This window comes from Leptolyngbya boryana PCC 6306 (assembly GCF_000353285.1).
In the GTDB taxonomy this organism is placed as follows: domain Bacteria; phylum Cyanobacteriota; class Cyanobacteriia; order Leptolyngbyales; family Leptolyngbyaceae; genus Leptolyngbya; species Leptolyngbya boryana.
In genome coordinates, this window is sequence record NZ_KB731325.1 from 254,823 (window position 1) to 269,206 (window position 14,384).

Genomic DNA, 14,384 nt, shown 5'->3' on the forward strand with positions numbered 1-14,384 from the left:
CCACCATGAGCGCCAAAAACATTGAAGACCTCTATCGTTTGTCTCCGATGCAGCAGGGAATGCTGTTCCATAGCCTCTATGCACCAGAATCAGGGGTGTATGTTGAGCAGGTCAGTGCTGAGTTACAGGGAGATCTGAATATTCCAGCCTTTGAGCAGGCATGGCAGCAAGTCCTCGATCGCCATCCGATTCTCCGCAGTGCTTTTGTTTGGGAGAACGTAGAAAAACCGCTGCAAGTAGTGGGACGGCAGGTCCATTTACCTCTGATGGTTCACGACTGGCAAAAGCTCACGGTGGCAGACCAGCAAGCCAAGCTGGAGGCATTGCGCCAAGCTGAGCGGATGCAGGGCTTTGAATTATCAAAGGCTCCACTGATGCGGTTGATCCTGATTCAACAAGCAGCGCAACAGTATCATTTTCTCTGGAGCCATCATCATTTGCTATTGGATGGTTGGTCTACGTCCCTGGTCTTGCAAGAAGTCTTTGTGGTTTATGAGGCAACTTGTCAGGGTCAAACCTTGCGACTGCCCAAGCCCCGACCGTACCGGGATTACATTGGCTGGCTGCAACAACAGTCTTTACCTGAAGCAGAGACATTCTGGCGGCAAACGCTCAAAGGTTTCACGGCACCCACTCCTTTTGGGGTAGATGTCGATCACTCTACCTCTGCCATCCAGGTTGGGGAATATCACACGTCCCTCGCAAGCGAAACAACCACAGCCTTACAATCGCTGGCACGTCAGCATCAATTGACGCTCAACACCCTAGTTCAAGGAGCTTGGGCATTGCTGCTCAGTCGATATAGTGGCGAGTCGGATGTGGTGTTTGGCACGACGGTTTCAGGTCGCCCGACGACCTTACCAGGGGCTGAAGCGATGGTGGGATTGTTCATTAACACCTTGCCGGTACGAGTACAGGTGCAATCGGATCGATCGCTTCTTCCCTGGCTCCAGCAGTTTCAATCGCAACAGGCAGAAGCACGACAGTACGAATACACGCCGCTTTTCCAGATTCAGCAGTGGAGCGAGATTCCACCCAATTCGCCCTTATTTGAGAGCCTTGTCGTTTTTGAAAACTATCCGATCGATCCAAACGTTGAGCAGGGCAATGCTGACTTAATCGTCAGTCGAGTTCAGGTGTTTGAACAAACGAATTATCCGCTGACGGTGATCGTTCGACCGGGTGCTGCGCTAGAAATTAGCTTGGTTTACGATCGTCACCGTTTTGATGCAGACACGATCGCTCGGATGGCGGGACATCTGCAAACCCTTCTGGAAGGAATGGCAGCAACCCTCGATCGTAGTCTCTGGGAATTGCCTTTACTCACCGCAGCAGAGCAGCATCAGCTTTTGGTGGAGTGGAATCATCCTCAAGGTACGGATTTAGTAACGCATTCTCAAACTGCCTGTCTGCATCACTTGTTTGAGGCACAAGTCGAACGAACTCCGAATGCGATCGCACTGGTCTATGAGGATCAGCAGCTCACCTATCGCGAACTGAACGATCGCGCCAATCAACTCGCCCATTACTTGCAATCGTTAGGAGTTACACCTGATGTTTTGGTGGGGATTTGCCTGGAGCGATCGCTTGAAATGGTCGTGGCGTTGCTTGCCGTTCTCAAAGCAGGAGGGGCATATCTACCTTTAGACCCATCCTATCCACCAGAGCGTTTAGCATTCATGATCGAAGATGCTCAGGTGCCTGTGTTGCTGACGATGGCAGGACAACAGAATCAATTTTCCACTCCAGCAGCCAAGGTGGTTGACCTCGATCGCGATGCTGCTATTCTGAGCCAGCAGAGCATCGAGAATCCAGTCGGCGAAGTCACGCCCGATCACCTCGCGTATGTGATTTATACCTCCGGCTCCACTGGAAAACCCAAAGGTGTATTGATTCACCATGCCAATGTTGTGCGGCTCTTTGCCGCCACTCAGCCCTGGTATCACTTCAACGAGCAAGATGTGTGGACACTCTTTCACTCCTATGCATTCGACTTCTCAGTGTGGGAAATTTGGGGGGCTTTGCTGCATGGTGGGCGACTGGTTGTGGTGCCCTACTGGACGAGTCGATCGCCCGAAGCATTCTATGACTTGTTGTGCCAAGAACGAGTGACGGTACTGAACCAAACGCCTTCCGCCTTCCGTCAACTGATTCAGGTCGAAGACTCCCTCCGTCGTCCGTCTACCCTTTGTCTGCGTCTAGTGATCTTCGGTGGAGAAGCGCTGTCCTATCAAAGCTTGCAGCCCTGGTTTGAGCGACATGGTGATCGATCGCCGCAGTTAGTGAATATGTACGGCATCACCGAAACGACGGTGCATGTGACCTATCACCCACTGACCATGGCAACGCTTGGTGAAACCAGGAGTGTGATTGGCAAACCCATTCCCGACCTTCAGGTGTATCTTCTCGATCACCATCACCAACCTGTACCCGTTGGGGTTCCGGGTGAAATGTACATTGGAGGCGCGGGTCTAGCACGGGGCTATCTCAATCGTCCGGAACTCACTGCCGAGCGCTTCATTCCCCATCCGTTTGACGATGCGCCAAACGCACGACTGTATAAATCGGGTGACTTGGCACGCTATCTGCCGAATGGCGAGATCGAATATCTCGGTCGGATCGACCATCAAGTGAAACTGCGCGGTTTTCGCATTGAACTCGGTGAGATTGAAGCGCTGTTGTGCCAATATCCGCAGGTGAATCAGGCTGTGGTGATCGATCGCGAAGATGTGCCCGGAGATCAACGCCTCGTGGCTTACATCGTTCCTGATTCCACCCTAAACGATGCACAACTCATCGACCTCCGCCATTTTCTGCAAACCAAACTTCCAGACTATATGGTGCCCGCTGCTTTTGTGGTGCTGGACGCCCTGCCTCTGACGGTGAATGGCAAACTCGATCGTCGGGCATTACCGGTTCCCAATGATTCTGCCTTGGCATCAGACGATCGCACTACGGCACCGCGCACACCCGTTGAAGAAATGGTGATGGGCATCTGGGCAAAGGTGTTGGGACTGAATCAGGTAGGACTTCACGACAACTTTTTTGAGTTGGGTGGTCACTCGCTGCTAGCAACTCAGGTGACCTCGCAAGTCCGAGCGGTGTTTCAAGTGGAGCTACCCTTGCGGTGTTTGTTTGAAGCGCCTACGCTCTCTGCATTTGCTAGGGAAATTGAGTTCGCAATTGGTACAGATCGTTCCTTACAGGCTCCGACGATCGATCGAGTCTCCCGATCCGAGCCTCTGCCCCTGTCCTTTGCTCAGCAACGGCTGTGGTTTTTGCAACAGCTTGATCCGAATGACACGTCCTACACCCTACCTGCGGCAGTACGGCTGCAAGGACGGCTTAATATTGCCGCGCTAGCGCAAAGCTTGAGTGCGATCGTGCAGCGTCATGAAATTCTGCGATCGCAGTTTGTCACGATCGCAGGACAACCCACTCAGGTGATTCTCCCAGAAGCCACCGTTCCGTTGATCCCGATAGATTTGCAGTCTCTATCGCCATCGGAACAAGATGCGGAAGTCCAGAGACTGGCTCTTCAAGCAACCCAGCAACCCTTTGATTTGTCCCAGGCTCCACTACTGCGATCGACCTTGCTGCAACTCGCAGAAAACGATTTTGTGCTGCTCCTGACGATGCATCACATTGTTTCGGATGGATGGTCGATCGGCGTGTTCATTCAAGAAATGGTTCAACTCTACACTGCTTTTGCTGAAGAACAAGCCTCGCCACTAGCAGCATTGCCGATTCAGTATGCCGATTTTGCCCTGTGGCAGCGGCAGTGGTTACAGGGAGAGGTTCTAGACGCTCAACTGGCTTACTGGAAACAGCAATTAGCCGGTGATCTGCCGATTCTGGAATTGCCGAGCGATCGTCCTCGTCCTGCGGTTCAGAGCTTCCGGGGCGCAACTCGATCGTTCCAGCTTCCCCGCGATCTATCCACAGCTCTGCAAGCCTTCAGCCAGCAACAGGGCGCGACCCTGTTCATGACCTTGCTGGCAGCGTTTAAGACCCTGCTCTACCGCTACACCCAACAAGCAGACATCTTAGTGGGATCGCCGATCGCAAACCGTAATCGGGCAGAACTCGAAGGATTGATGGGTTGCTTTGTGAACACACTGGTTTTTAGAACGAATCTATCCGGCAATCCGAGCTTTCAGACGGTGTTGAAACGAGTTCGGGAAGTCGCTTTGGGCGCGTATACCCATCAGGACGTGCCGTTTGAGAAGCTAGTCGATGAACTGCAACCCGATCGTGATCTCAGCCATCATCCGCTCTTTCAGGTGATGTTCGTGCTGCAAAACGCTCCGATGCCAGCCCTGGAGCTTCCCGATCTCACTCTCAGCACACTAGATATCGACAGTGGGACGGCTAGCTTTGACTTGACCCTGAGTTTGATGGAAACGCCCACAGGACTCAGCGGCAGTTGTGAATACAACACGGATTTGTTTGAGCCAGAGACGATCGCTCGGATGCTGGAACAGTTCCAAACTCTGCTCGAAAGCATGATTGCGAATCCGAAGCAATCGATTTCGGATCTGCAACTGTTACCAGAATCGGAACTGCACCAGCTTCAGGACTGGGGAACCGGAGAAATCGTAAGCAATGCGTCATCGCCTTTATGCCTGCATCAATTGTTTGAAGCTCAGGTTGAGCAAACACCGGATGCTATTGCCCTGCAATGGAATGATCAACACCTAAGTTATCGGGAACTGAATGATCGTGCCAATCAACTCGCAAGCCATTTGCAGTCTCTAGGAGTTGCGCCTGAAGTGCTGGTTGGAATTTGTGTCGATCGCGCTCCAGAAATGGTGATCGGTATTCTCGGAATTCTGAAAGCGGGAGGCGCTTATGTGCCGATCGATCCGGGCTATCCGCAAGATCGCATTGCTTTCATGCTAGAAGATGCCCAAGTCTCAATCTTGCTGACTCAAGCTCATCTGCTCGACACTCTGCCTGCTTGTCCTGCCACAACGATTTGCCTGGATACTCTCGATACGATCGCGGTACCACTTGCACTTTCTAGCCTTGCATCACCCACGAGTCTTGCCTATGTGATCTACACCTCTGGCTCGACAGGCAAACCCAAAGGTGTACTTGTCGAACATCAAGCCATTTGTAACCGTTTACTGTGGGGGCAAACGGTCTATCAGTTGAATGGGCGCGATCGGGTTTTACAAAAAGCCTCCTTCGGTTTCGATGTGTCGATTTGGGAAATCTTTGGGGCGTTAATTGCTGGAGCAACCCTGGTTCTGGCTCCAGCCGATGTTCCTCAAGATAGTGCAGCACTCGTTCAGTTCATCGCTCAACATCAAATTACGGTTGTAGATTTTGTCCCTTCGTTACTGCAAGTGTTTTTGCAGATGGAAGGCTTAGAAACGGCGTGCCGCAGCCTACGCTACATTACCTGTGGGGGTGAGGCAGTCAGTGCCCAACTGCAAGCACAATGTTTTGCCCGGTTGCCTCATGTGGAACTGCACAATCTCTATGGACCTACTGAAGCCGCGATCGATGCTACTTGGGAAGTTTGCCAACCGACAGATCAACAAACCGTCTCGATTGGTCGCCCGATCGCCAATACGCAGATTTATTTGCTCGATGCCAATCTCAAGCCTGTTCCCATCGGGGTTCCGGGTGAACTCTATATTGGTGGGTTCGGACTGGCTCGCGGCTATCTCAATCGACCGGAGTTAACCGCAGAACGATTCATCCCCAATCCTTTCTGGGGAGATCGAGATCAATCCTCAGCCCGCCTTTACAAAACAGGCGACTTAGCCCGTTGGCGATCGGATGGCAAAATCGAATTCTTGGGACGCATTGACCATCAAGTGAAGATTCGAGGATTTCGGGTTGAACTTGGTGAAGTTGAAGCTGCGCTAGAACAACATCCAGAGATTCAGCAAGCGATCGCAGTGATTCGAGAAGATGCCCCCAATCGCAAGCAACTTGTGGCTTACGTCGTTGCCACGCTTCCCGATGCTGCCCTGGGTTCCCTGCGTTCATTTCTTAAAAACAAGCTGCCGGACTACATGCTTCCTGCCGCCTTTGTGCAGTTGGAATCTCTGCCCCTAACGCCCAATGGTAAGGTGGATCGCCGTCATCTACCCGCCCCCGATCGCACTCATCTCGCAACGAAAACGCCACTGGTTACGGCGAGCCACGCGATCGAGCAGCGGTTGACTGAAATTTGGCAACAAGTTTTGGGCGTTGAGTCGATCGGTATTCATGACAATTTCTTTGAGTTGGGGGGCGACTCCATTCTCAGCATTCAAGTTGTGGCTAGAGCGAATCAGGAAGGCTTACGAATGACACCCAAGCAACTGTTTCAGCATCAAACGATCGCTGAACTTGCTCAGGTTGTCGATACCGAGCAGGCAGTGCAAGCAGAACAGGATGCCGTCAGCGGAGAACTACCGTTAACACCGATTCAGCACTGGTTCTTTGAGCAAGCCCTAGTCAATCCACACCACTACAACCAGGCAACGCTGCTCGAAGTCCCCGCTACTCTAGAGGGAAGCCAAGTTCAACAGATTGTGCAACAGTTACTGATCCATCACGATGCCCTGCGGCTGCGGTTTGAGCAAACCGAATTGGGGATTCGGCAAGTCAATGCACTGCCAGAAGAGACGGTGCCATTCGTTCAGGTCGATTTGTCAGCGATTCCTGAATCAGAGCAAGCTGAGGCAATCACTCAACACTGCGAAGAACTACAAGCTAGCCTCGATTTAACATCCGGTTCGCTCGTACGAGTTGCCCTCTTTAAGCTCGGTGCAAACAAACCGGGACGATTACTTATTCTGATTCATCACTTAGCAGTGGATGGGGTGTCCTGGCGAATTTTGCTAGACGACTTCCAAACTGCCTATGCCCAACTTCAGCAGGGGCAAGCAATTCAGCTTCCGGCAAAAACCACATCGTTTCAGCATTGGTCGCAACGCTTAACGGACTACGGACAGTCAGTGGCAGTGCAGCAGGAGTTGGAGTATTGGTTAGCTGCCCATCAACTGCCTAGTTTTTCTTTGCCGATCGACGATCCGAAGGGCATCAATACGATCGCTTCAGCTAACACAATCACCGTTACGCTCACCGCAGCAGAGACTCAAACGCTTCTGAAAACAGTGCCAGCAATCTACCGCACCCAAATTAACGATCTATTGTTATCGGCATTGGGTCAAACATTTACCCAGTGGACAGGTCATCCACTTCGGGTCGATCTAGAAGGTCACGGGCGAGAGCAACTTTTCTCGGATGTAGACCTGTCTCGCACGGTCGGCTGGTTCACGTCCATCTTCCCGGTGTATCTAGATTTAAGCAATGCAGATGGAATGGAGGATGCCCTGAGAACAGTCAAAGAGCAGCTTCGTCGCATTCCCAATCAAGGAATTGGCTGTGGCGTGTTGCGCTATCTCGCGCCAGCGGAAATTGCTGCACAACTCAGGGATTTGCCACAGGCGGAGGTCTGTTTCAATTACCTAGGGCAGTTTGATACAGCACTCGACGCGACGACCACCTTCAAGCTTGCTAAAGAATCGAGTGGTGCGGTTCACTGTCCCGAAGGAATTCGTCCCTATCTATTAGAAATTGATGGCTTCATTGCTGCCCAACAACTGCATCTGGAATGGAGCTATAGCTCTGCGATTCATCATCCAGCCACGATCGCGCAGTTAGCCGAAGGGTTTATAGAGGCATTGCGATCGATTATTGCTCGCTGCCACTCCCCGGAAGCGGGAAGCTATACCCCTTCTGATTTTGAGGCAGCCAAAATCAGCCAAAAGGACTTTGACAAATTGTTGGCAAAACTCAGCCAAACTGGGAGACATTCTTCATGAAAATGGACAATCTAGAAGACATCTACGAACTTTCGCCACTTCAGCAGGGCTTACTGTTTCATACGATCTATGCGCCACAGTCCGGCGTGTATTTTGAGCAGTTTAGCTGGACGCTCAAGGGCAATCTGAATGCAACCGCGCTTCGGCAAGCTTGGCAGCGTGTGGTCGATCGGCACTCAATTTTACGCACTGCCTTTTACTGGCACGACTTGGAAAAGCCTTACCAAGTCGTGTATGGGCAGATCGACCTCCCTTGGCACCAGGAAGATTGGCGACACTTTGATCCAGAGACACAGCGCGATCGCTTAGATGAATTTCTCAGGGTCGATCGCCAAACAGGATTTGAACTCTCCCAAGCTCCCCTGATGCGCTTGGCACTATTGCGTTTAGCTGATGATGCCTATCACCTTGTCTGGAGTAGTCACCATTTGCTGTTAGATGGCTGGTCAGAGTCGCTGATCTTCAAAGAAGTGTATGCCTTCTATGAAGCATTTTGCCAGGGACAAGACCTGCACCTGAGCCAACCGCGCCCCTTCCGTGACTACATTGCCTGGTTGCAGCAGCAAGATCTCGCTCAGGCGGAGGCATTTTGGCGGCAGAGGCTCAAGGGGTTCACTGCACCGACTCGTCTTGCGGTCGATCGCAACGCTCACAATTTACCTAGCCAGGAAGAAGATTATGACTGGCAGCGCATCGATTTGTCGGAAGCGACTAGTATCGCGCTCCAGGATCTAGCACGACAGCATCAACTCACACTCAACACCCTAGTCCAAGGTGCTTGGGCATTACTGCTCAGCCGCTACAGTGGCGAGTCTGATGTGGTCTTTGGCGTTACGTCCTCCGGTCGCCCGACGGACTTAGCCGGAGTCGAGTCAATGGTGGGGATTTTCGTCAACACGCTGCCCCTGCGCGTTCAGGTTCCTCCCGATGCCTCTCTGCTGCCCTGGCTGCAACAGATTCTGGCTCAACAAATGGAGGTGCTTCAGTATGAGTACAGTCCACTGGTACAGGTGCAGGGCTGGAGTGATGTCTCTCGCAACCAACCTCTGTTTGAAACCTGTCAAGTTTTAGAAAACTATCCCGTTGATGCCACGGTGAAAAACGGCGTTGAGGGGTTTGAGATTCAGAATCCACGATCGTTTGAGAAAACCAATGAACCTCTCCGATTGCTAGCGATTCCTGATGCGGCACTGCGGCTTGAGCTTTGGTATGATACGCGCCGCTTCGATCGAGCAACGATCCATCGAATGCTTGGACATTTGCAGACGCTCCTAGAAGGCTTTATCGCCCATCCTGAAGCGTGTCTCTCAGCGTTACCGATGCTGAGCAATGAGGAATTGCAGCAATTGAAAGTATGGGGAGAAGGAGCGGTTCAGCCGGCATCGGGCGAATGTATTCATCACTTATTTGAAGCACAAGTCGATCGCACGCCTGACAATATCGCAGTCATTTGTGCAGACCAGCAATTGACCTACCGAGAACTCAACGATCGGGCAAATCATCTGGCTCATTCTCTGCAAACCCTGGGTGTCAAGCCCGAAACACTCGTGGGGATTTGTGTAGAGCGTTCCTTAGAAATGGTCGTGGGCGTTCTAGCCATTCTCAAAGCAGGAGGGGCTTATGTACCCCTCGACCCAACCTATCCGGCAGAGCGGGTAGCATTCATCTTGCAAGATGCTCAGATATCCGTCTTGCTGACTCAGCAAACGCTTCTTTCCACGCTGCCTGACACCCCTGCCCAAGTGGTTTGCCTCGACGCGAAGACAAATTTTCCAGAAACTTTAGAGATCAATCAAAATCCACAATCTGCAATCACTCCCGCGAATCTCGCCTATGTCATTTACACCTCTGGTTCAACAGGTCAGCCAAAAGGTGTCGCCATTGAACATCGAAATACGATCGCGTTACTCCACTGGGCGCAATCCGTTTTCACTGCCGATCAGTTATCAGGCGTCCTAGCTTCTACGTCGCTCTGCTTTGATTTGTCGGTGTTTGAGTTATTTGCACCGTTGAGTGTTGGGGGAACCGCAATTCTGGCTGAAAATGCCTTGCATCTACCCACGCTAGCCGCAGCAGAGCAAGTGACGCTGATCAATACTGTGCCCTCTGCGATCGCTGCCTTGATCGAGATGAACGGCATTCCCAAGTCGGTGCAAACCGTCAATTTAGCAGGAGAACCGCTGCCGCACAAGTTAGTGCGCCAGTTGTATGAGCGATCGCACATCCAGCAGGTGTTTAACTTGTATGGACCCTCGGAAGACACAACGTATTCTACGTTTGCGCGAATTGATCCGCAGATCGAAGGGACACCTCCGATTGGTCGCCCGATCGCCAATACTCAAGTTTATGTTTTAGATCAGCAGTTGCAGCCTGTCCCCATCGGGGTTCCGGGTGAACTGTACCTGGGTGGAGCGGGGCTAGCACGCGGCTATCTCAATCGCCCCGATTTAACTGCCGAATGGTTTATTCCCAATCCGTTCTCAGCACCGGATTTTGCAGATCGGCTTTACAAAACCGGGGATCTAGTGCGCTACCTTCCCGATGGTCATCTCGAATTTCTCAACCGGATTGATCATCAAGTTAAAATTCGCGGCTTCCGCATTGAGCTAGGCGAGATTGAGGCGGCACTGAGCCAGCATCGGGCTGTTCAAGATGCAGTTGTATTGGCAAGAGAGGATGTTCCCGGAGAGAAACGCTTAGTCGCTTACATCGTCCCCCAATCTCTCGATCGCCATGCTTCTAGCCAAAACCTGGAAGACCAGCAGGTTTTGCAGTGGCAGATGGTATATAACGACGATCGCTTCCGTGACACTCAAACAGAATGGGAACCGACGTTCAACATCAGCGGTTGGATGAGCAGTTATACCAATCAACCCATTCCGGCAGAGGAAATGCGAGAGTGGGTCGATGCAACAGTTGATCGGATTCTCGCCTTACGCCCTCAGCGAGTTCTAGAAATTGGGTGTGGCACCGGTCTGCTGCTGTTCCGCATTGCACCCGATTGCACTGAATATTGGGGCACAGATTTTTCGCACATCGCCTTGAGTTATGTAAAACGAGTTTTGAGTCTGCCGCAATATCAACTGCCCCAGGTTCGGCTATTGCAGCAGCAGGCAGACCAGTTGGAAGGGATTGAGCCACACAGGTTTGATACAGTCATTCTCAACTCGGTCATCCAATACTTCCCTAGCATTGACTACCTTCTCCGCGTTCTGGAACATGCTGTCAATGCCGTTGCACCAGGAGGCACAATCTTTATCGGAGATGTGCGGAGTTTGCCATTACTAGAAGCATTCTACAAGTCTGTTGAACTCTACCAGGCTTCAGAGCTGCTCACGCCAGAGCAACTGCGCGATCGCATTCAACGCCGCCGACTTCAAGAACAGGAACTCGTGATCGATCCTGCCTTCTTCTCTGCCCTGCAACAGCACTTGCCGCAAATCGAGCATGTCCAGATTCAGCCTAAGCAGGGACGCTACGAGAACGAGCTAAATCAGTTCCGCTATGACGTGACCTTGCGGATTGGGGCAAACGTGGAAGCGCAAACCGGAAAAACTGAGGAGCGCTCCTGGCAGACCTATGCCAACAATCCTCTACAGCAACAAACGACCCGTGAATTTGTTGGTCAGTTGCGCGACTATTTGCACCAAAAACTGCCCGACTACATGGTGCCTTCTGCCTTTGTCTTGCTAGAGGCACTGCCACTGACCCCCAACGGTAAACTCGATCGTCGATCGCTGCCTGCTCCCGATCGACAGGAATCAACCGAGACTGCAACCGCCCCTCGCACCCCAATCGAAGAAATGTTGAGCGGCATCTGGGCACAGGTTCTGGGGGTGGCAACCGTGGGAATCAATGATAACTTCTTTGAGTTGGGTGGGCATTCACTGCTGGCAACTCAGGTCATTTCGCGTGTGCGAGAAGTCTTCCAGGTGGAGTTACCTCTGCGCTGCTTGTTCGAGGCTCCCACGATCGCGGCTTTAGCCCAGCAAGTGAAAGTAGCGATTCAGTCGCAGCAAGGCTTAGAAGCCCCTCCGTTATTACCCGTTCCGCGCGATCGAGATCTGCCGCTTTCCTTTGCTCAACAGCGATTGTGGTTTCTGCATCAGCTTGCGTCGGATAGCCCGCTTTACAATGACCCGGTTGCACTGCGGTTAGGTGGTTTGCTCAACGTCACAGCGTTAAAGCAAAGTATTAACGAAATTGTGCGACGACACGAAGTTCTGCGATCGCGCTTTGACACCGTCCAGGGGCAACCTGTGCAGATCATTACTCCTAGTTTGGATGTGCCGATCTCAATGGTTGATTTGGGAGATTTACCAGAGCCAGAGCGTGAAGCGGAAGCCCTGCGACTAGCAATTGAGGAAGCTGCCCGTCCCTTTGATCTAAGTGCCGATCCTCTGCTGCGGGTCACGTTACTGCGGTTGAGTGAAACCGATCATGTTGTCTTGCTAACCCTCCATCACATTGTTTCTGATGCATGGACAATGGGCGTTTTAGTACAGGAGTTATCAGCCCTCTATGCTGCTTTCTCGACCCATCAGCCTTCGCCCTTACCAGAGCTACCGATTCAGTATGCTGACTTTGCCCTATGGCAGCGGCAATGGTTACAGGGAGAAGTCCTACAGGCGCAGTTAAATTACTGGCGACAACAATTAGCAGCGTTACCCACCCTTGAACTCCCAACGGATAAACCACGTCCTCAAATCCAGAGCGATCGCGCAGCAACCCAAACCTTTGTTGTGCCCAAAGAAGTGAGTCGATCTCTGATCCAACTCAGTCAGCAGGAAGGTGTCACGTTGTTTATGACGCTGCTCACCGCCTTTAAAACACTACTTCACTGCTACACTGGACAAACGGATATCGGCGTAGGTTCCCCGATCGCGAACCGCAACCGAGCAGAGATCGAACATTTGATCGGCTTCTTTGTGAACACGCTGGTACTTCGCACCGATCTCTCCAACAATCCCACATTCCGTTCCTTGCTAGCACGAGTGCGAGAAACAACGCTCGGAGCTTATGCTCACCAGGATTTGCCATTTGAGAAGCTAGTCGAAGAACTGCGACCAGAGCGACAGCAGCAACATTCGCCGCTCTTCCGAGTTTGGTTTGTGCTACAAAATGCGCCGATGCCTCCGTTAGAACTACCAGGTCTTACCCTGACACCGTTCGATGTTGATAGTGGAACGACCAAGTTTGATTTAGCGCTGTTCTTCTTTGAAACCAGTGAGGGACTAGAAGGCTGTTTTGAGTACAACGCTGATCTATTCGATACATCGACGATCGCTCAAATGGTGCACCAGTTTGAAGCACTGCTCCAGACGGTTGTGGCGCAGCCGGATATCCAGTTGAGTGTTCTATCGAATCAGGTTGCCAAAGCTGCCAAAGAACAGCAGCTTCTCCAGGCACAAGCAATTTCCGCCACAAATTTACAACGACTTCAGCGCATCACCCGCAAACCGCTCAGTCGCGCTAAATCATGAGGAAGTAATGACACAACAAAACAGGGCAAAGCTAAGCCTAAACACATTGGGAACTACGAGCCGAAAATCTGTCAAGGTTTCGCAGTCCGCGTTAATTCAAACCAGCCATTTACTAGGAACCTCAATTCCGCTCGTGATTCAGCCAACGGTTGAGTCGATGGATCTGATTGCCTGGGCAACCTCGAATCGAGAGACGATCGAAGCGCTATTTCTTCAGCATCGTGCTTTGTTGTTTCGGGGTTTCAAGATCAAAAGTGCCGAGCAGTTTAATCAGTTTGTGCAAGCCACTGCTCAAGGAGAATTGTTGAGTTATCGCGATCGCTCCTCTCCCCGCCATGAAGTGGAAGGCAAGATCTACACCTCCACCGATTATCCGGCTCAAGAAAGAATCTTTCTGCACAACGAAGGAACTTACTGGTTAACCTATCCGCTCAAAATCTATTTCTGTTGTCTCACTGTTGCCGAACAAGGGGGCGAAACCCCGATCGCAGATACACAAAAAGTCTTGCAGCGTCTTGCACCCCAGATTCGCGATCGATTTACAGAAAAGAAAGTTCTGTATGTTCGCAACTATAACGATGGCTTTGGATTAACCTGGCAAACGGTCTTCCAAACCGACGACAAAGCTGTGGTAGAAGACTACTGCCGTCGCAATGCCATTGAGTTTGAGTGGAAACCAGGCGATCGACTCAGAACTCGTCAGGTGCGCGATGCGATCGCAAAACATCCGATCACAGGTGAACTAACCTGGTTCAATCACGCCGCGTTTTTCCATATTTCAACCCTAGAACCCACCATTCGCCATGCGTTGTTAACAGAATTCAAAGAAGAAGAGTTACCGCAGAACACCTATTACGGAGATGGTTCTGAGATCGAGCCGGAAGTCTTAGACGCGATTCGTGAAGCTTATCACCAGGAAACGATCATCTTTCCCTGGCAGGCTGGAGACATTTTGCTATTAAACAATATGCTCGTTGCCCACGGACGACGACCCTACAGCGGAGCCAGAAAAGTATTGGTGGGAATGGCAGAACCTTATTGCCACAGAGAATTCAACGTTGAGGAGTAGAAA

Annotated in this window: 3 protein-coding genes; all 3 read left to right on the plus strand. The window is 51.6% G+C overall.

Annotation, left to right across the window (positions count from 1 at the left end):
* Nucleotides 1-5: 5 nt before the first annotated feature.
* The 3 genes from LEPBO_RS0132090 to LEPBO_RS0132100 are packed head-to-tail and all read left to right on the plus strand — an operon-like array spanning nucleotide 6 to nucleotide 14,381.
* Nucleotides 6-7,829, plus strand: coding sequence for a non-ribosomal peptide synthetase (locus LEPBO_RS0132090; RefSeq protein ID WP_017291698.1), 7,824 nt, complete (start codon nucleotides 6-8; stop codon nucleotides 7,827-7,829).
* Nucleotides 7,826-13,312 carry a non-ribosomal peptide synthetase gene (locus LEPBO_RS43760; protein WP_017291699.1) on the plus strand — a complete coding sequence of 1,829 codons (5,487 nt, stop codon included), beginning with the start codon at nucleotides 7,826-7,828 and terminating at the stop codon, nucleotides 13,310-13,312. Before LEPBO_RS0132090 ends, LEPBO_RS43760 begins: the two co-directional genes overlap by 4 nt.
* Before the next feature lie 7 nt (nucleotides 13,313-13,319).
* Nucleotides 13,320-14,381, plus strand: coding sequence for a TauD/TfdA family dioxygenase (locus tag LEPBO_RS0132100; protein ID WP_017291700.1), 1,062 nt, complete (start codon nucleotides 13,320-13,322; stop codon nucleotides 14,379-14,381).
* Nucleotides 14,382-14,384 lie beyond the last annotated feature (3 nt).

Bases quoted from the DNA above. Each gene is read 5' to 3' on its own strand.
- LEPBO_RS0132090 (WP_017291698.1), top strand. From the start codon at position 6: ATGAGCGCCAAAAACATTGAAGACCTCTATCGTTTGTCTCCGATGCAG.
- LEPBO_RS43760 (WP_017291699.1), top strand. From the start codon at position 7,826: ATGAAAATGGACAATCTAGAAGACATCTACGAACTTTCGCCACTTCAG.
- LEPBO_RS0132100 (WP_017291700.1), top strand. From the start codon at position 13,320: ATGACACAACAAAACAGGGCAAAGCTAAGCCTAAACACATTGGGAACT.